Source organism: Shewanella sp. SR1, from assembly GCF_020447145.1.
Taxonomy (GTDB): domain Bacteria; phylum Pseudomonadota; class Gammaproteobacteria; order Enterobacterales; family Shewanellaceae; genus Shewanella; species Shewanella baltica.
In genome coordinates this window covers 33,983-54,044 of the sequence record NZ_JAJAEF010000021.1, presented here as the reverse complement: position 1 = coordinate 54,044, position 20,062 = coordinate 33,983, and the positions used below count along the sequence as shown (strand labels likewise).

General features: G+C 46.1%; 15 protein-coding genes. 12 read left to right on the top strand and 3 right to left on the bottom strand.

What is annotated here, in order from left to right:
• The first annotated feature begins 116 nt into the window (after window positions 1–116).
• The 5 genes from KV201_RS17275 to KV201_RS17255 all read left to right on the top strand — a co-directional run bounded on the left by KV201_RS17275 (window position 117) and on the right by KV201_RS17255 (window position 5,894).
• A complete protein-coding gene (locus tag KV201_RS17275; protein WP_012088350.1) occupies window positions 117–320 on the top strand; it encodes a YheV family putative zinc ribbon protein in 204 nt (67 codons plus the stop codon).
• An 816-nt stretch (window positions 321–1,136) separates the two neighbouring features.
• A complete protein-coding gene (locus KV201_RS17270) occupies window positions 1,137–1,484 on the top strand; it encodes a hypothetical protein (protein ID WP_226060031.1) in 348 nt (115 codons plus the stop codon).
• A gap of 459 nt (window positions 1,485–1,943) precedes the next feature.
• Entirely contained in the window at window positions 1,944–2,801 is an 858-nt protein-coding gene (locus tag KV201_RS17265) for a pirin family protein (protein WP_226060030.1), read from the top strand.
• Between the two features lie 333 nt (window positions 2,802–3,134).
• Complete coding sequence (gene dbpA, locus KV201_RS17260) at window positions 3,135–4,511, top strand: ATP-dependent RNA helicase DbpA (protein WP_226060048.1); 1,377 nt, start codon at window positions 3,135–3,137, stop codon at window positions 4,509–4,511.
• Between the two features lie 285 nt (window positions 4,512–4,796).
• Entirely contained in the window at window positions 4,797–5,894 is a 1,098-nt protein-coding gene (locus KV201_RS17255) for a hypothetical protein (RefSeq protein ID WP_226060029.1), read from the top strand.
• A 221-nt stretch (window positions 5,895–6,115) separates the two neighbouring features.
• Here KV201_RS17255 and KV201_RS17250 read toward each other — a convergent pair whose 3' ends face one another.
• Window positions 6,116–7,663 (bottom strand): DEAD/DEAH box helicase, encoded by a 1,548-nt coding sequence (locus tag KV201_RS17250; protein ID WP_226060028.1) that lies wholly within the window; start codon window positions 7,661–7,663, stop codon window positions 6,116–6,118.
• A gap of 582 nt (window positions 7,664–8,245) precedes the next feature.
• Here KV201_RS17250 and KV201_RS17245 point away from each other — a divergent pair.
• From KV201_RS17245 to cyaB, 4 genes are all read left to right on the top strand, one after another.
• A complete protein-coding gene (locus tag KV201_RS17245) occupies window positions 8,246–9,292 on the top strand; it encodes a DUF3626 domain-containing protein (RefSeq protein ID WP_226060027.1) in 1,047 nt (348 codons plus the stop codon).
• Window positions 9,293–9,623: 331 nt separating this feature from the next.
• The gene (gene cydD, locus KV201_RS17240; RefSeq protein ID WP_226060026.1) at window positions 9,624–11,576 is read left to right on the top strand and encodes a cysteine/glutathione ABC transporter permease/ATP-binding protein CydD; all 1,953 of its coding nucleotides are present in this window, start codon (window positions 9,624–9,626) and stop codon (window positions 11,574–11,576) included.
• On the top strand, window positions 11,573–13,324 hold the full coding sequence (cydC, locus tag KV201_RS17235; protein WP_226060025.1) for a cysteine/glutathione ABC transporter ATP-binding protein/permease CydC: 1,752 nt from the start codon (window positions 11,573–11,575) through the stop codon (window positions 13,322–13,324). The genes cydD and cydC overlap by 4 nt, the downstream gene beginning before the upstream one ends.
• A 93-nt stretch (window positions 13,325–13,417) precedes the next feature.
• Window positions 13,418–14,005 carry a class IV adenylate cyclase gene (cyaB, locus tag KV201_RS17230; RefSeq protein ID WP_226060024.1) on the top strand — a complete coding sequence of 196 codons (588 nt, stop codon included), beginning with the start codon at window positions 13,418–13,420 and terminating at the stop codon, window positions 14,003–14,005.
• Between the two features lie 338 nt (window positions 14,006–14,343).
• Here the strand turns inward: cyaB and KV201_RS17225 are convergent, their stop codons facing one another.
• Together KV201_RS17225 and KV201_RS17220 are read right to left on the bottom strand one after the other, a co-directional pair.
• Entirely contained in the window at window positions 14,344–14,520 is a 177-nt protein-coding gene (locus KV201_RS17225; RefSeq protein ID WP_006082937.1) for a helix-turn-helix domain-containing protein, read from the bottom strand.
• A 93-nt stretch (window positions 14,521–14,613) separates the two neighbouring features.
• Window positions 14,614–15,357, bottom strand: coding sequence for a DUF599 domain-containing protein (locus KV201_RS17220; RefSeq protein WP_226060023.1), 744 nt, complete (start codon window positions 15,355–15,357; stop codon window positions 14,614–14,616).
• A gap of 630 nt (window positions 15,358–15,987) precedes the next feature.
• Between KV201_RS17220 and KV201_RS17215 the strand changes: the two genes are divergently transcribed.
• The 3 genes from KV201_RS17215 to KV201_RS17205 are packed head-to-tail and all read left to right on the top strand — an operon-like array spanning window position 15,988 to window position 20,040.
• Window positions 15,988–17,547, top strand: a complete 1,560-nt coding sequence (locus tag KV201_RS17215) for an OmpA family protein (RefSeq protein ID WP_226060022.1) — start codon at window positions 15,988–15,990, stop codon at window positions 17,545–17,547.
• Between the two features lie 22 nt (window positions 17,548–17,569).
• Window positions 17,570–19,180, top strand: coding sequence for a hypothetical protein (locus tag KV201_RS17210; RefSeq protein ID WP_226060021.1), 1,611 nt, complete (start codon window positions 17,570–17,572; stop codon window positions 19,178–19,180).
• A complete protein-coding gene (locus tag KV201_RS17205) occupies window positions 19,180–20,040 on the top strand; it encodes a hypothetical protein (RefSeq protein WP_226060020.1) in 861 nt (286 codons plus the stop codon). Before KV201_RS17210 ends, KV201_RS17205 begins: the two co-directional genes overlap by 1 nt.
• The last annotated feature ends 22 nt before the right edge of the window (window positions 20,041–20,062 follow it).

The following is a 20,062-nucleotide window of genomic DNA, read 5'->3' as shown; positions in this document are numbered from 1 at the left end:
TCGGCTTAAGGCCTCATACTTTCAGGTAACACTAGTATTCAATCATCAGTGTGGCAAAATAGCGCCAATTTCTTCGGCCGAGTCCCTTGGCCCTGCTATCTGGTCCTTTATCTATTATGACAAACACTAAAATCAAAAAGCGTTTCGTAGCCGGTGCTAAGTGCCCAAAATGCAGCGCTAAAGACAGCATTTTACTCTACAAGGAAAACGGCATCGAAACCGTTGAATGTACTGAGTGTGATTACCGTGAACAGCAAACCGATGAAAAGGTCACAGAAAAAGCCACCGGCGCTGTGATCGGCGTATTTAAACCTGACTAGGTTAAAGCTTCAATTCAAGTGAGAATCTGAATGTGACCACTTTTAAGGTCACATTCTGAAGCTTGGCTAACCATTCAAGATAACGGTCTCGTCAGTTGTGCAGCATGAATTGTTATTGTTTCCCAGTGACTCGCCGCCTATTTCTTTTAAAAGAAGCATCCCTGAGGACTCAACTAGAGCATTCCTGTTTTAGAAGGTCACTGGTGCAACAATACCAATCTACACTAACCCTTTGGTTGTTCGTTCAGCTAAAAAGCTATTGCTCCAAAGTGTGTTTCGTATTTTGAATGCTTTAATCAAAATCAAAGTCGTGGGGCTTCACCCCACACCCGACCAAGGAGGACTGCTCGTCCTATCCTCCTTGGATGCTCCAAGACGCCCCCAACGGAGTTGAAAGCCCCTTGGGCTCATTGACAAATTTGCTATCGCTTCCGAAGGATGCGTCCCTGCACCTGCGAAAGCTAGCTCGGCATCCATGCCGAACTCACGCAATTTGTCTATTCGCCCTGCGGCAACTCCGAGGGGAGGTGTATTCCTTGGAGTTTTGAGTCGTTAGATAGCAATTCATCAGCAAAAAATAAGCGCGAAAAATGAGAAAGCTAAAATGATATCAAGTGATTAGAGTCAAAGCTGTATAACAAACAGCTACCGCAAAAAAAGTAAATTCCTATAGCATCATTTATACCCATTTACACGGATGTGGCAGCGGCCATATTTGAGATTTAGTCCAACAAGCGATTTATGCCCTGCAAACAGCGCAGCGCATAAATACTAAGACGTTATGTGCCAATTTGAAATCGGAGTAATTTATAAAGCATGAGTATTACTGGAAAAGAGGCCGTTGTTTTTCTATCTACTATCGAAGATAGAGTTTCACTGTTCAAAAAAGATAACACTGATAAGTTTTGGAGTTACAAAATAAAATCAGCTAAAAAAACGGAATTTGCCTTTGACCCTAATACCAAAACTGGCCTGTTTATCCGGATTGATCGCGAACCTCCAGTTTTGGCTGGAGTGGAGAACGTTGAACGTATTTCCGGGAAGGATGTATCAACGGCACTTGGCAGAGTATTTTCTGGCGGCCTGCATAAAGCCAACTATCAGGCATCCATAAAAGACGTTTCGGTACTGGAATCATTAATTAGTTACTATGAAAGTTTGTAAGCACATAACAAGCGCATCATGGTGGGAATTTTACTCGCTGGAAAAGCGCTCCTAAAATCTCCATAGGCAAATCGTTACCCATAGAAATTTTAATTCGAAACTCACTAACTCGAGCTAAAAATCTAACTCGGAGATGACCAAAAGCGTGCTGCGTAAGGCTTTTAAATCTACAGGTTACGCTAAAGCCAAAAAGGTGAGTCATGGTGATTAGAGAGACGACCGTCCGCCCCATGGACGGACTGTCGTGAGTCGACGAGTCAATGCTATGGCAAACCTGTGTGAGTGGATATCAGCAATCTACCGTTCTATTTTTTCGAATGTTTAGGCCGTGATTTCGCGTTATTCTTTTGTAAACTTCATTGTTATTCTGCCTCCATCAGCAAAGCGTTTGCGTCTTGTGTTAGCCGTATGATTTTGGCGTTTCACGCACCGCTTTGCTCAACCGATAGGAGAGCAGCAATGAAAGTATTAAGTCAGTTTTCCGCCAAAGCCGCGATGGATGGCGATGGGGTCAATATTCGCCGTGTCGCCGATTTTGTGACGACTAAATTTGATCCTTTCTTGATGATCGACGAAATAAAATCCGATGATGAACAAGATTTTATTGGCGGCTTCCCCGCACATCCCCATCGCGGGATGGAGACCTTCACTTATATTCGTAAGGGCGGTTTTGAGCACCGTGACCAAATGGGCAATGTGAAGGCGATTCGTGCCGGCGATGTGCAGTGGATGAGTACCGGGTTCGGGGTAGTGCATTCTGAAATGCCACTTGCCGATGCTGTCGATGGTCTGCATGGATTCCAAATTTGGGTCAACATGCCCGCCAAAGACAAGCTGCGTCCAGCGAAGTATCAAGATACTGCGGGTAGCGCTAGCGTTGAAGCGACCAATAACACTGGCGCTAGCTTAAAAGCCTTAGCGGGTGATTGGGGCTTTAAAGAACAACCACTGATTAGTGCGGCTATCCAAGGATTAGCGGGTGAGGCTGCCATTGCTGATTTGAGCCTAGCGCCAAACACTGAGGCCACGCTTGATTTGTCTCAACATGAGTTTGTCGCCTTGTACTTGTACCAAGGTGACTTAAGCAAGGGTGAAGATTCACAGTGGTCATATCATCAGGGCGAGTTTTTAGTGCTTGATAGCCAAAGTGTGCTTAAGCTTAAAGCCGATGAGCGTGGCGCTGGGATGTTACTGTTTGCGGGTAAACCTATCCGTGAAAAAATCGTCCAGATGGGTCCCTTTGTGATGAACACCCAAGCGGAAATTCAGCAGGCGATTCGCGATTATCAAGAAGGGCGTTTCGGCCACATCGCGTAATTTGTTAAATCTGCCGCGCTGAGCTAATTCTAAACCCAAGCCTAAATCTAAGCCCTGTATTGCTACAGGGCTTTTTTGTAGTTGTTCACGCCTGCTATGTCTATTGCTTAAGGACTTGAGGCAAAAGCCGCGCTTTGTTGCTACAATAGCCGTGCTTTTGGGTTGAGCGAGCCTAGAGCTTAAATCTAAACTCAAGCTAGTCCAAAGCTAACCTGAATCTTGATAGAACAGTTTAATCGATAAGTAACGCAATTTCAGTAACCTAGCAGCCGCTTCGTTACCCACCACAGGATATTCACCTTGAGCAACTCTGATACTAAGCCTAATCCATCAATGGCTTTTTCGACTCTTAAGCTAAAACCCGAACTGCTTGAGAACCTTTCTTCTATGGGCTACAACGAGATGACGCCAATTCAGGCGCAAAGTTTGCCACCCATTTTAGCGGGGCAGGATGTGATAGGTCAGGGTAAAACTGGCTCGGGTAAAACGGCCGCCTTCGGCTTAGGATTACTGAACAAGTTAGACGTTAAACGCTTTCGTATTCAAACCTTAGTGTTATGCCCAACCCGCGAGTTGGCCGACCAAGTGGCGCAGGAAATCCGTACCCTTGCCCGTGGTATTCATAACGTTAAAGTACTGACACTTTGCGGCGGTGTGCCTATGGGGCCACAAGTCGGCTCGCTGGAACACGGCGCGCACATTATTGTGGGTACGCCGGGTCGTATCGTCGATCACTTAGATCGCAATCGCTTAGATTTAAGCAATCTCAACATGTTAGTGCTCGATGAAGCCGATCGCATGTTAGAAATGGGGTTCCAACCCGCCCTCGATGCGATTATCGAACAAGCCCCACGTGAGCGTCAGACGTTGCTATTCAGCGCGACGTTCCCGGAGCAAATTCAATCGATTGCTAAGCAAATCATGTATGACCCAAGCATGGTTAAAGTTGAAGGTAATCACGACAGCTTGAGCATCGCCCAACATTTTTATCATTTAGACGATGACAAGGCGCGTATGCAAGCGCTGCAATTATTGTTGTTAGAACATAAGCCTGAAAGCGCGGTGGTGTTTTGTAACACGAAACGCGAAACCCAAAAAGTGGCCGATGAGCTTGAAGGTTTAGGTTTTAGCGTATTGGCTTTGCACGGTGATTTAGAGCAAAGAGACAGGGACGAAACCCTGCTGCAATTTGCTAATAAGAGTGCCTGTGTCTTAGTGGCGACCGACGTTGCCGCCCGTGGTTTAGATATCGATGCACTGGATGCCGTGTTTAACTATCACGTCGCCTACGACACCGAAGTGCACATTCACCGTATCGGTCGTACTGGCCGTGCGGGCAGTAAAGGCGCCGCTTATACCTTCTATAACGACCAAGACGGTTACAAGATTGCCTTGTTAGAAGAGTATTTAGAGCGCGAAATTACCAGCGAATCACTGCCATCAGAAAGCCTGCTCGGCAACACGCCTGCAGCGCCAACCATGATCACTTTGCAGATCGATGGCGGTAAGAAAGAAAAACTGCGTCCAGGGGATATCCTAGGCGCGCTGACGGGCGAAAACGGTATCGAAGGATCACAGGTGGGTAAAATCCAAGTGACCGATTACCGCGCCTATGTGGCCGTTAATCGTAAGGTTGCCAAGAAAGCGCTGAGCAAGTTAACTGGCGGCCGCATTAAAGGTAAATCTTACCGCGCTTGGCCAATGAAGTAAGTTTGGCCTAGCTTGAGTTGAATCGTACCTCGATTTAATTCGCTCTATTTTTAAAGGGAATAAACCTGAGTTTATTCCCTTTTTTATTGGGTGATTAATGCAGTGACTGAGTCTGTTTGTTTTGTAAATGTTAATTCTGGCAGGAAGTTAAGTAACACTTTGTATTTGTCTGCTTAATTGATATGCCCCTCAGCTTGCCTGTGATAGAAGTGATTCAGGGTAAAAATAAATGAGCAGATTAACGACTTTGTCAGGTGATAAGGCCCGTATCGGTTTGGAGTATTTATGTTTCGATGGACGATTTTACTAAGCATCTTTTTGAGCGCAGCGAGCGCTGCATCAATTCAGCCAGAGTTGCAGCCAGCGTCACAACCAGAGCGGCAATTAGAGTCACAACCAGCGTCGCAACCGTTACAGCACTTCATTTATATTAATCATCGTGAGGAAAACGGAGAAAACATTCGTGCCGACAAGGCGCTGCGCGATCCCCGTTTTGGCGGTGCGCAGATTGTTTATACTTGGCGCAGTTTAGAGCCTAAGCAGGGCGAATATGATTTCAGCGCGATTAGGGCCGATATTGCGTATCTCGATTCGATAGGCAAAAAATTGTGGATCCAGCTTCAAGAGAAATCCTTTACGCCGAGGTTTAACGTGCCTCAGTATTTGCTCGATGCTCCGATTTATCAAGGCGGTGTGTTGAAGCAAAGCATGCTGAGCGCGCCAGAGCGTGATCCCAATAAACCTGTGACGGATGACGAATATGGTTGGTCTGCCAAAATGTGGGAGCCTGCAGTACGTGCGCGTTATCAGCAATTGGTGCGCCAGCTAGGCCAAGAGTTTGATGGGAAAATCACTGGTATCAACTTTAGTGAAAGCTCAATTGAAGTGGGGACTGAAAACGCTGACGGAACAACGACGTTCCCCAGTGATTTTAATCCTAAAGACTATATCGATGCGATTGGCGAAAACATGCAGGTATTAGCTGAGTCATTTCAGCATTCAATCGCTATGGTGTATTTGAACTTTTTACCAGACGAATGGCTGCCATGGAATGACAAAGGCTATATGCGAGGCTTATTTGCGCAAGCCAAAGCGCTCAATATGGGTGTAGGTGGCCCAGATTTAATGCCATATCGTAAAGGCCATATGGGACAGAGTTACGCCTTTATTAAAGAATATCCAGCGGCATTGGTGAAAGGCATGGCGGTGCAAGACGGTAATTTGCGGCAGATTAATCCCAAGACAGGTAAAAAGAATACTGTGCCTGATCTGCTGGATTTTGCACAAAACTACCTAGGGCTCGACTACATTTTTTGGGTTGAAGATGAACCCTATTTTACGGATGAAGTCCTGCAGCAGTTGCCAGATATTAAGGCGAATTAACTTAGGTTGCTGTTTAAAGTTTTTTTAAGGCAGTTGTTTAAAGTGGCGATTGTTCAAGCGAGTTATTGGTCAAAGTGTGGGTAACGCGCTAAACGTATTGTGCAGCTTGTTGAATATATAAACAAAGACAAACAAAAACGCCCAATTCCATGCGGAGTTGGGCGTTTCTTTTTAGGGCTTAATGCGGCTAAATCGCCTAGCGAGTTCGCTCAGCGTGTGCATTAATCCTGTGAATTTCTTGGACGACTCGCGCCGTTATTTGGGCGACGGGTGTTTTTCTTTGGGCCATTGGCGTAAGGGTTCTCACCCGCTTGGCCACGATTTTCGCCAGAACCTGAACGGCTTTCAGTTGGACGACTAGCGCCTGCGCTATTGGCACGGCCATCGTTTGAACGTGGTGGACGTGGTTTGGCTGAATCAGCACGAGGTGCGCTACTGGCTTCACCGCTGTGTCTTGGATTCTTGTCGTTTGGCTTGTGGCCGCGCGCGACGTCACCGCTGCGTTGACCGTCTTTATGCTCGGCGCTTCTTGGGGCACCATCGCGTGAGCTAGGTTGGTTTGAGCTGCGGGTATTTCTACGGCTTGGCACTGATTTACCGCTGCTTTTTCCGCCGCCACCTAAACGTGACTCAGGCAATACATGGTTAAAGCCTTCAACCATTTCTCGGTCTAATACGCGATTGATCAAACGCTCGATATCGTTCAGCAGTTTGATTTCTTCGTTACTCACCAGTGACACAGCTTGACCCGATGCGCCAGCGCGGCCAGTACGGCCGATACGATGCACATAATCTTCTGGCACGTTCGGTAAGTCGAAGTTAACCACTTGTGGCAATTGGTCAATGTCCAAACCACGGGCAGCGATATCGGTTGCAACCAGTACGCGAGCTTGACCATTTTTAAAGTCGGCCAAAGCTTTAGTACGGGCGGTTTGGCTCTTGTTACCGTGGATAGCGGCGGCTTTAATGCCCGCATCTTCAAGGCTTTTCGCCAGACGGTTAGCGCCATGTTTAGTGCGCGAGAATACCAGCACTTGTTGCCAATCGTTTTGCTTGATGAGTTGGATCAACAGTGCCGATTTTTGGCTCTTATCGACTGGGCAAACCCATTGTTTTACTGTGGTCGCCGCCGCGTTACGTGGCGTAACCGAAATTTCGACCGGATTATTCACTAAGCCTTTTGCCAGTTCACGAATTTCATCGGAGAAGGTGGCTGAGAACATCAGGTTTTGGCGTTGCTTAGGTAAAATGGCCAGGATCTTACGGATATCGCGGATAAAGCCCATGTCGAGCATGCGATCGGCTTCATCTAATACTAAGATTTCAAGCTGGCTGAATTTCACCGCTTTTTGATTGTACAAATCCATCAATCGACCTGGTGTGGCGACTAATACGTCGACACCGTGGCGCAATTTCGCGATTTGTGGATTGATAGGCACGCCACCAAATATTACCGCTGAGCGCATTGGTAAATTCTTACCATAGGTTTCAACACTTTCTGCAACCTGAGCCGCCAATTCGCGTGTCGGAGTTAACACTAATGCGCGCACTTGGCCTGCTTGGGCACGGTTACCTTTACTCAGGAGTTCGAGCATAGGTAGGGTGAAACCTGCTGTTTTACCTGTTCCTGTTTGGGCGGCCGCCATCACATCTTTGCCTTGAAGCACAGCTGGAATTGCTTGAGCTTGGATTGGCGAAGGTGTGTCGTAGCCTTGTTCGGCAACGGCTTTAAGTATCGGGGCCGATAAGCCCAGGGAGGTAAAACTCATAGATTGGTCTCTTGTGGCAACGCTTTGCTGCATTTATGGTCAATAGCCAGGTCTGCTGGCGGGCGTGCAGCTTACAGGATCGGGGCCCTAAGTGCCATCGAATAAAGACTTTTACAGCGGGTTTCATTCATATTGGCACATAAATCGCTTGTCAGCGGCTTTCACTCGGTCTCGCTTATCTTTTAGGCGCAAGTTTCCTCAGCCGAATTTGAGCTTATTGAGGGCGAATCTGCGTCCTACGAAGTGCCGTTTTGTATTGGTAGAGGCTTTGGGGGTGCACTTTTACTGTTATTTTGGGGTGCGGTTGAGCCTAATGGACTCACCAAATGTACAGTATGGCTATCAGGCTGATTCAATCAGCGAAACAGGCCGGTTTAAAGTTAACTCGTCGACTTTTTTATCTAAAAATTAGAGTGAGTTAGCGTTAGATCACGCTAGATTAATTTGAGTGGTATAAACTCAAGACGATGGGAGTAGAATTCTTCAATATCTATTCTCTGCATGCTTGCGATTACTCTCGTGTTTATTTTAGGATGAGCCAACGCGGGAAACGGTTAAACGCCTCTCATTTATAGGTGGATTATGACAGCGATACAGCATATTGAACGTCTTGCTCGAGGTCGCAGTGAACAGGCCGTCGCTGTGATTAAAAATGTGCAGCAGATGTCGAACATCCCCATGCATGAGATGCAACTCGCCCTCAAACAATTGCTCAACTGCGGCCGAATTGCGCTGCATTTTCACCCCGACAGAATCGACAGCCGTGGTATGACAGTGGCCGAAGGTTTGCTGCGCGATGGTCAATACCGCAGTCAGTTTGAGACCCATATTTCCAACGGTCAGTTATCCCCTGAATTAGGCGGCCCAAGGGATCACTGGGAAAATCAGCTATTTGGTGATGTATACAAGGGCACTAAATCTCGGCCTAAATATGGCGCACTCGATCTGGGCATGTGGCAGGACGGCCCCGCGCCGCGTTTTGGTAGCTGTTATTTGCTGACCCACGCCAGTGTGATGGCACGTTCAACCTTTTGTTATCTCGACTCGTACCGCAATCCGAAAGAGAAGGGCACGCTATCATACTTCGATGATGTGTTAGCGGCGCTGCTGACCGAGAGTTTTGAGCGTCACTATGCCTTAGGCAAATCCGACTTTAAGCCACTGAATGTGATTCATTATTTGGGGCATCAGCTCAATGCTTCCTTGCTGTCACGTTTCGAGCGGCCGTTATCGAATAATCTCGATCATTATATCGAGGCGCAGATCCACGGTGATGTTTCCCTCGATGAAGATATCGCCATGCTGGTGGCCGATCCAAGCTTTAAAGGCACTGATATTGGCGCCAGCTTAAGCAAGATTTGCGACAGATATGATATCGAGCTGCAATATCATGATGGTTTTAGCTTACATACGGCGCAGATCCCCAGCGATTTTCGCGGGCCGACTATGCCATCGCTCGCTAATCGTATCGCCATAGAAGACAGAGTCGATGCCTATGCCATAGGTGTGGCCGCGCGGGATTTATATCATTCACCCCAGCATTGGCGCGAACGCGGTAACCGTGCTCAAGTCGCCCACGAACTTAAGTTACTCTGGCATGTGTTAGTGAAATACGGCGCAGTGCAGTAAGTCTTCAATATAAACAACGAGCTAGCTTATGGTTAGCTCGCATTTTTTAAATACTGACTACTGCGATTCACTGATCAGAGTTAAATACTTTAAGTTTCCCCAAACAGGCTAGTGCTAGGGAAAGTTCCGTTAACTCAGGGATTTGTTTATCTTTAGCTCGTTTTTGTGAGTCTGCTAGCAAAAGTCTGTAATAGGGTTTCATCTGCTTTAGATGCCTGCGATACTGCGTCCCTATCGGAACTTTTTAACCGTTGCAAGCCCCCTTAAACTGAGTGTTATCGATAGCCGATCCCCGCTACGAGTCGCTTAATTGTTTTCTTGTTGGAGCACCATGGATAAGTCGTTAGAAAAATCCCTTCTTGTTTGGCTTAAAGCCCAAAAAAAAGCCTGTGGCTTGTTCCTTAAATTGTCGTTATGGCTTGGGATGATAAGCGCCGTCGCTATGGTGGCGCAGGCTTATATTATCGCGACGATTCTGGATGGCGTGATCATGGGGCAGCAAGTCATACCGCTAACTGCCAATGCCCAAATGGTCAGTTCCAGCGTGAGTATTGATACTTATACTCCTCATTTGATTGCGTTAATCGCCTTGATGTTACTGCGCGCCTTGCTGGCTTATGGCCGTGAACGCGCCAGTTTTGAGGCGGGTAAGCGCCTTCGTGGTCATATTCGCGCGGCAGTGATGGATAAGTTGACTAAGCTAGGTCCGGCGTTTATTAAAGGTAAACCCGCAGGCAGTTGGGCCAGCATAGTGTTAGAGCAAGTCGAAGATTTACAAGACTTTTATGCCAGATATCTTCCGCAAATCAGCCTTGCTGGTTTTATTCCCATCCTCATTTTAGCGGCGGTTTTCCCTATTAACTGGGCGGCAGGATTAATTCTGTTACTCACAGCGCCGTTAATCCCTATGTTTATGATCTTAGTTGGCATGGGCGCTGCCGATGCCAATCGCAAGAATTTCAGTGCGCTTGCAAGATTAAGCGGTCACTTTATGGATAGATTAAAAGGCTTAAGCACGTTGAAACTCTTCCACCGTGGTGATGCTGAGCTAAAGGTAATCGCCACTGCTTCGGAAGAGTTCCGTAGTCGCACTATGTCGGTACTGCGGATGGCTTTTTTAAGCTCGGCGGTATTAGAGTTTTTTGCGGCGGTTTCGATTGCTGTGCTGGCGGTTTATTTTGGTTTCAGTTACTTAGGTCACTTAGATTTTGGCTACTATGGCGCCCATGCCAATATCAACTCGAGTACAGATCCTCAAATAGTCGGTATTCCATTTAGCCTGTTTACTGGGCTGTTTATTCTGATTTTAGCCCCTGAGTTTTATCAACCGCTGCGGGATATGGGCACTCATTACCACGCTAAGGCGCAGGCCGTCGGTGCGGCGGAAGCCTTGATTACCTTGCTCGAACATCCCGAACCTGAGTTTGTCGGCCACGTGCGCATCAATAGCATAGAAACCCTGAGTGCCGACAATCTTGAAGTGTTTAGTGTTGATGGCACGCGTTTACTCGGCCCGCTGAGTTTTGAATTAAAAGACAATCAACGTTTAGCCTTAGTTGGCCCAAGCGGCGCGGGGAAAACCAGTTTACTCAATGCCTTATTGGGATTTTTACCTTACAAGGGACATTTGCTGATCAATGGCCATGAGTTATCCGCATTAGATTTAGCCCATTGGCGACAGCATTTAGCTTGGCTGGGCCAAGAACCGCAGTTATTCCACGGTACTGTGCGGGATAACGTAGCTTTAGCCGACCCAACTTTGCCTGACGATAGGCTGTGGCACTTGCTGGCAGAGGCCAATATTAGCGACTTCGTTAAGGCGCAGCCACTGGGATTAGATGCGCCGGTCGGTGAGCAATCTTCCGGTTTATCCGTCGGCCAAGCCCAGCGTATTGCCTTAGCAAGGGCGCTTGGGCAGCAGGCGAGTTTGTTTGTCCTTGATGAACCTACAGCCAGTTTAGATAGCCAGAGTGAGCAGGCGGTGAGTTCTGCGCTGAATCGCGCCATGGCGGGTAAGATGTGCATTATGGTGACCCACAGATTAGATCAGTTAGATCAAATGGATACTATTCTTGTGCTCGATAAAGGCTTGATAGTGCAGTGGGGCGACTTTACCACTTTGTCTAACACGCACGGCTTATTCCAAACCTTACTGCGTGAAAATGTTGAGTCCGTGGCGGATATTGAACTTGTACCGTTATCGGCAAGCGCAAGTGAGACGCAGATTGATAGTGACGCTCTACTCGACAGTGCCGCTGAGCCCACTAAAGGAGAGGCCCAATGAAAGTGCTAATCCCTTTTATTCGATTATTCTCACGCCAATGGCTGATGATGTCCGTGGGCTTGCTGCTGACCATTATTACCTTAATGGCTGGCATAGGTTTACTGTCACTGTCGGGCTGGTTTCTTTCTGCTACTGCGGTCGCGGGTTTGACGATAGTTACGGCCCAGTCATTTAACTTTTTTACTCCTGCGGGCGGCGTGCGTTTCTTATCAATTGCCCGTACCGCCAGTCGTTATGGCGAGCGTTTAGCGACCCATGAGGCGACCTTTAAGTTGCTGACTGAGCTTCGCGTTTGGGCGTGGCGAAAACTCTTGCCGCTAAGTGCTAAAAATCTGCAGGGGCTACGCCGTGGCGACATGCTCAATCGCTTAGTGGCCGATATCGATACCCTAGATCATCTATATCTGCGACTGCTCACGCCTATGGCGGCATCACTGCTGATGACTGGGCTCTTGTATCTGTTTCTTGCTTGGTTCGATGCCAAACTTGCCCTGAGTCTTTGCCTATTTTTAGTCGCCGTTTGGCTGGTGATGCCACTGCTATTTTATCGCCTTGGGCACATGCCGAGCCGGACTATGCTCGAAACCAAGCGTCATTATCGGGTGCAGTTGTTAGATATGCTGCAAGGCCAAGCCGAACTCAGCCTATTTGGCGCCAACGACAGATTCAGACAAAAACTAAACGAGGCAGAGGCAAATCTATTTAAAAGCCAAAGTGCGATGGCCAATATCACAGCGCTCAGCCAAGCCATGTTGATCCTCTCCACTGGCTCAGCCTTGATCATGATGCTTTATTTAGCCGCTCAAGGTGTGGGTGATGCGGTGCCGCCGGGCCCCATGTTTGCGCTTATGGTGTTTGCCACTATGGCCTGCGTTGAGATGATGATGCCGATTGCGGGCGCGTTTCAGCATTTGTCTGGCTGTGTATTGGCGGCGACACGGATTAACGAAATCACCGAACAAGAGGCCGATATTCAATTTGTTACCGATACTGGCCTTAAGGCAAAATATGGCGCATTGCAGATTGAAGATATCCACTTTGGTTATCGAGACGATCAACACGTGCTGCAAGGTTTGTCCCTTGAAATAAAAGCGGGGCAAAAAGTCGCGCTACTTGGGCCAACGGGTTGCGGTAAGTCGAGTTTACTGGCGCTGATTACCCGCGAGTGGCAAGCGCAGCAAGGGCACATAAAGCTCGACGGTCTCCCACTTGCAGAGTACAGCGAGCGCGGGCTTAGGGATGCGATGACTGTGATTAGCCAACGCATCTATTTGTTTGCGGGCACTTTACGGGAAAATTTAGTAATAGCCTTACCAGTTATCGAAGGCGAGAAACGCACGGCCCACGATAAGCGCTTGATTGATGTGTTACAGCGGGTTGGACTTGGCGCTTTACTCACGGGTGATAAGCCGCTGGATATGTGGATTGGTGAAGGTGGACGTCAGCTTTCGGGTGGCGAGCAGCGCCGTATTGGTGTAGCAAGAGCACTGCTGCGTGATGCGCCGCTGCTATTGCTCGATGAACCAACCGAAGGGCTTGATAAGCGTACCGAGCGAGAAATTTTAAGTTTACTGTTTGAGTTTGCTCAGGATAAAACCTTGCTGATGATTAGCCATCGTTTAACTGCTATGGCGAAGATGGATCACATTCATCTACTCGGTCAGGGTAAGATTATTGCGTCTGGCACTCACCAGAGCTTAATTGAAGACAGTGCAGAGTATCAGGCCTTATACCAAAGACTCGCTTAAGCCTCCTGTATTCAAGCCTTTATCGCTCAAACCTTTGACGTTCAATATGATGAATAGCGATATTTTTTACCCATTAAAAGCGGATATAAATCGATGAACCCTGCGATGCCAGAAGCGTTAGCCCCACAAATCAATGCCCATTTTAATGGTAAATTTGAGGTCGAGCTTAAATATCGCTTATTGGATCGCCACGCTTTTTTCGCTGCCTTGCAGATGAAAAATCCTGAGATCATGCTCGAAGATAATTTTGAGCATGACTGTTACTTTGATCTGCCATCACAATCACTTAAAGGCGAGCACAAGAGCTTGTGCATCCGTGAGATGCAGCCATCGGGGATTATGCTGTGGATAGTGAAAGGGCCGGAAAAAGACCGCTGTGAAGCCGTTAATATCACTGAAGCGCCCAAGGCAAAAAGTATGCTGCATACCTTAGGTTATAAGTGCGTACTGGAAATTAAAAAGCGCCGCAGTATCTATTTTCTCGGTGAATTTCATCTAACAATCGATCATCTCGAAGGCTTAGGAGATTTTGCTGAGCTTGCGATTATGACTAACGATGAAACCTTGTTGCCTAAGTATGAAGCGCAATTACAACAACTCGCCGCCGATTTGGGTTTAAGTGAAACGCAGCGGGAGTTGTTATCCTATCGGCAGTTGCAGCAGGCTTTAAATGATCAGTGATGGTTCAATCTTGTGGGATTCATAGCTTAAGGTTCATGGCTTAACATTTAATAGCTTAACGTTTAGTAGCTTAAAGATTAGCGGCGTAAGTTTAATGGCCGGATGCTAAATCCGGCTAAGCAATCTCTCGCAACAAACCGCTATGGCTAAGTTCAAATCCCTTTGAGCGTCACTGTCCATATCGCATTCAAGGTTTGTTTTAACTCGCTATCGACGACTTAAACTTAAGCCTTGTATTTAAACTTAAGCATCGCATTTACATTCAAGCCACTTTCACAAACTTAAACGATTAAGCAGCGGTTATCCCGCTTTATTTGCCGTTAATTGCCAAATGCGTTTTAGCCTAAGCGTTGTGAAAAGGCGAGATAGCGTTTCACTTCCGCTTCAGGAAATTTCAATTCGTCACCATCTTGAACACTCGAAAGTAAATTCTCCCGAGCGAAACGTTTGATGGTCGCAGGTGTTTTATCTAACATTTTGCACACTTCATCTAAGGTTAATAAGTTATCGCTCATAGCACTCTCCCAGTATTTCAATAGAAACATAACCCAAAGAGTATAGAACAATAATTTCAACCAAGATGATACCTGCGACCTAAACCGCTAAGGTTATGATTCTATTTTATGGTTGCGTGCCGTTTCCCGCACTTGACTCTCTATTTGCAGATGGCCTTTTGCCGCAGTGATCGCCAGAACCGCGCGGGACTTAAACTCGCGGCGATATAAGGTCGCGACCACAAATAAGCTCGCTGAGATAAAGAGTATCGGGTGCACAAACCAGCACAATACTGCCATCGAAAAGTAATAGGCGCGTAAGCCATAGTTATAGGAGTGCGCCGCTTGATCTTGTACCGTCGCCATCTGTCTTGCGTAGGATTTGAGATTGTCGTTTGAGCCATCGCTGTCTAAAGGACCCGCGCCTATCATCACGTTCACAAAACCGTATTGGCGCATCGACCAAGTAAACTGGAAGAAGGCCATCACAAAAATACTGACTAGCAAGGCGAGCTTGACTTGCACCAACGCATGATTCGGTGGCGTGGCGAAGGGAATCGTCGCAATAACACTTTCTAGTCGCTCAACTTGTGCAAATAAGGTCAGCACACCCGCGAGCACAAACAGCGTAGTCGAGGCAAAAAAGGCAATATTGCGCTCAAGGTTGGCCAGCAGCGCCGCATCACCCACACGCACACCGCGGGTCATCACCTCAAGCATCCAGTAAATTCTATGCTTATGCAGACCACGGGCAATACAGTCGGTATCTTTCGCCTTACGACGGGCAAAGGCGGTATAGCCAGCCCAAGAAACGATAAACCACACCAATGCAGAAATATCTAACAGCGAAAATGTCATAGCCACCTTAGTAAAATGTAATATCAGCAGAAAAGAGAGTATTCGTTATTTGCAGATTATGGGGTCTATGAAAGACTCGGTGCAACTGAGAAACGATTTCCTGTAATGATTTTTTTGCATAGTGATTGTTATCTCACATTAGGGCATGTTGACGTTTCAGGGTTATTTTTGCCGTGATTTGGCTGGCTTTTATGCAAGGCAAAGCCCGTGTGGTGTAGTTATTCTACATAAACGGGCGATAACGCGGCAGAAACGACAGCCAAACGTTGCCCGAAGGGTTCGTCTGGCAAGCTATTGCTCTTACTTTACTATTACACAAGCCGCTCGTCATTTGAGTTGAATAACGACACTTCACTCCTCGTTTCGCGATCACTAGCTTGCCAAAGCGAACAAAAGTTAATCTCGAAACGTCAACACGCCCTAGTATGAAGTCGTTTTATGACAGCGCTAGGTGTCAGTTATTTAGATATCCTTGATATAAAGTAACTTACAAATTTCAGCCTTAATTAATGTTTTGATTACATTGGTATCAACTTTAGATTGACTTTTATAGGCTAATTTCTTCTAATCCTTAACTTAATTGATTGTATCTAAAATTCAATTTTGAATTTTTAAAAGTTAGGGATGACTATGACGTCTAATTTAAAATCCATATCGCTTGCGGTGGCTGGCGTATTATCACTTAGCAGTTGTGCTATCACTCAATCCGTCGAAAACAATAAAGAAACGGTTATTGGTTGTGCTATTGGTACTGGTTTAGGTGTATTGATTGGGAATTATTTGGGTGGCAAAGAAGGTATGCTTTATGGCGGTGCCGCTGGTGCCGCGATTGGTTGTACCGTTGGTTATGATTTTCAACAAAAGCGTGAAGCATTAGAACAGTTAGCGAAAACAGAAAATCTTGATATTCAATTTACTTCAATCAGTGCTTCGAAAGCATCCGATGAGCAGCAAAGTAGTTTACTGATCAGCTCAACCGAACAAACGATGTCGAAGGAAGATTCAGATAAATACGCTAATTACCAAGTTGTAGGAATGGCTGCAACGGTTTCGAGCAATAGTGAAGTGATGTTTACTTCAGGATCTTCAGAGGCGACGCCAAAAGCTAAGCAAAAATTTCAAAAACTCGCCGCTATTTATAAAGACTCAAAACAAAACATCCTGATTACTGGGCATACCGATGCCAGTGGTGGAGAGGCGTTAAATCAAGAGCTCAGCGAAGCAAGAGCACGTTATGTGGCTACCCTATTTAATCAAGCAGGCATTCCTACAGAGCGATTATTCTTCCAAGGTGCGGGTGAATCACAACCCGTTGCAGCTAACAGCGATGACGCTGGCAAGGCAAAAAATCGTCGAGTAGAAATTGTTGAGATCGATGGCAAACCCGACCAATTACTGGCCTATTCTTATAAGCAGAAGACTAACTTAAGTTATTTGTCTCGCCGCTCACAGGATAAAGTTGCCACAGTCAAACCCACTCAAGTGGTAAAGCAGCCTACAACTCAGTCAAGCAAACCGAGTATCTCTACCTCCGAACCCGCTCAAATACAAATGACTCAGTCGGAAATCGTCAAATTGCTTGAGCCAGTGAAGCTGCAAAAAGCCTTAGTCGATTTTGGCGGTAAAAAAATGCTCGATCCATCGACGAATTTCACCCAGTTAGTGGGTGTTAAGAAAGAGAGCGGTTTTGCATTGTTCAGCAAGGCCTATGCATCTGAAGTTTCGAGCTTAAACTGCGCAGTTGAAGGACCTCGGGTTACTGGTGATGTGAAGAGTTTAGCTACGGGTGAGAGTTACAACCGTAATGACTACAACACTGCTGATTACTTACCGGGCATGAACGGTACCGTTTGGGTAAATAAAGTGAATGGTCACTATATTGGCTTAACCCCTGTGGCTGTGATTAAAGACACTGGTACGGCTGTCTCTGCGCCTAAAGTGAATATTTGGAAGAACTACAAAGGTTCAAGTAAAGATGCGCCTAACTATCAGCTCACTAGCCATGTAGAAACTTATTATGGTGATAAAGGCTTGTTATATCGTGTTTTTACAACAGAAAAAGACTCTCCAGTGCGCTGTATGGATGTTGTGATGCCAATTGATCGTTCCGCGACCGCGATTGCTGGCAAGTTGTATTATGAAAAGAATAAAACGGTTTATGAAGCCGATTTTGAACCTAAATTGTTATAAGCAATACGCCTAGGAGTGGGAAATGGATTTTGTGTCTATGTTGTTTAATGAGTATCGCGCGCTAGTGTCGCTGTTACTTTCGTTGATGGTTCTTGTGGTCGTGATTACGGTTTGGTGGGATAAAGTCAGTTTTTGGTGGCTTAATACATGGTATGCCTTTCCATTAATCGGCAAGGAAAGTCGCTTAGCGAAAGATTATGAAACTCAAGTTAAGATCTACGACAAGGACTGGTTAAATACAGAAGTCGCACTTTGTACCGATTTTGCTGCTCATTATGAGAAAGTGAATAAGGACGAAGAGCTTTTCAGTAAAAGCCAAGATTATTTGGGCAAAGTGACTGAAAACGGCCGTAACAACTTACATATTTTGGGTTGGATATTGATTGCTGCCTTAGTATTTGTTGAGGCTATGGGATTCAGTTATGTACTTTCTGGTTTTACCATCCCTGGTGCATCGGAAAAACTCCAGCAACAAGGTGCCGTGGGTATTGCCTTTATCATTTCGGTTTTACTGGTTGGTTTGACTCACTTTACTGGGCACGAGCTGCATGCGAACTCGCTCATTAAAAAGGCCAAAGTATGGTGGAAAAATGCTAAAAACCGCGATAAGGCTACACCAGAGTTAGCGCCTAATACTCGTATTAATTTAGATAAAACCTTTGAAGATGATGATGAACCGCAATATAAGCAAGTCATTAATCGGATTTCTACTAATGCTGAAGTTAAGCCTCGCTATTTCATTACAACAATTACTGCTATTGCGATTTTAGTGATTGCTGTATTGGCTACCTATGTGCGTGGTCAAGTACTTGAAAAGATGCATATTGACGAAGTTAATATCCAGCAAAACAGTGGGCTTTATCAAGAGCAAGACCCTTATGCCGAAGCACCGCCTGCATTCTTAGTGGAAGAGTCTAAAAGTGCCGATGCTAAAACCGATACTGACATATGGGAGCGTGAGCAGAAAGGCGGTTGGGGGACTTTTATATTTCTTGCCTTCCTATTCATTTTATTGCAAATTTTCGGTATTTTAATCGGTTTTAAAACGGGATTTGCTGGCAAACATTCTAAAGATGCCCGTAAAGAAATTGGTAACTTTAAAAGTGAGCGCGAGTTCAAAACACACTATTCTCGTTTAAAGCAACAAGTCGCGCGTGTGGCCCAGAAACGCTTAACTAACTTGCAGCAAAGAATGAATCAAAAAGCCGAAACTAATTGCCAAGATCCTAAGGTTTTAGAGGTATTGGAGGCATGTGGTGATCGTTCATTCCTGACGTACATGGAAGATTTAGGCAATGCGGAAAGCCGATATGATCAATCTGTACGTTTACGCGAGCATCAAACGTTAGCTAGTCATCAGGCGATGAAGAGTACTCCTGTAGTAGCAACGACGAATGCTGTTGAGGGAGTAGAGGCTCCTGAAGCGGCAGAAGCGATGGAAGCAAGATTGAAAGCAGAGCTTGTTGCAGAAGCGAGCGCTAAAAAGGCCGCTGAAGCTGAAACGCCAGAACAAGCTGAACAGCGTATTCGACAAGAGTTGCTTGCTGAAATCGCTCAGCGGAAAAAGCCTGTCGAAACTGAAGAGCAGATGCGCGATCGTTTACGCAAAGAGATGCTTGGAGAGTTGAGTTAATGACTGAAATGACAACGCTCGCTAAGTTGGCGCTTACTGGCTTGTTTGGCACACTAGCTATGTCTATGTCTATGTGTTTGCCGGCCGTAGCTGCCGAGAGAAATGACATTAAAAGCTGCTACGAATTTGCCAAAATTGATCCACTGACAGCGACGACGGTATCTAGCCGACACTTGTTTGTGGCGATTGATGGAACTTTCTCACCAGATATTAATATTAAAAAGCTAGTTCATGAGAAGGTGCATCTCTTTCTTCAACCTGGGGATAAGATCACTATCATCAGCTTTAGTGCTTATGTGAAAGATTTTTATACCGATGTCTTGTTTAGCGGCAGGTTGGATACTGATATTGCTGACAGAGATGATGTATCGAAGAAAAATTTAATGACCTTTGATAGCTGCATGAATAAACAGGCTCAGTTTGTTAGAAGTAAGATTGATGCCCATATAAAACATGCCTTTAAACCTAATGATGTGGATTTGCCTAAAACTGAAATCCTCAGTAATTTATCTCAGGTTATTGCGCCGCAAGTGGCTGCTGATACCGAAGGACGTCGGGTATTGTTACTGGTGTCTGATATGGTTGAGAATTCAGACGTGACCAGTTTTTACAGTAAAAATACCTTAAAAGTCATCGAGCCTGAGCAAGAAATGCTAAAAATCCAAAACGCGAATATGCTGAGTGACTTTAAGCAGGCAGATATTTATGTGTTAGGTGCGGGTTGGGTACCTGCAACGTCAAAAGGATTTAGAGGCGGCCAAGTGATGTTGCCGTTAAAACAGTTTTGGCAGCAGTATTTTGAGTCCTCCCATGCTGAACTCAAAGGTTTTGGACAACCTGTCTTAATGACGGATATGTAGTGAAGTATGTGTCATGATCGAG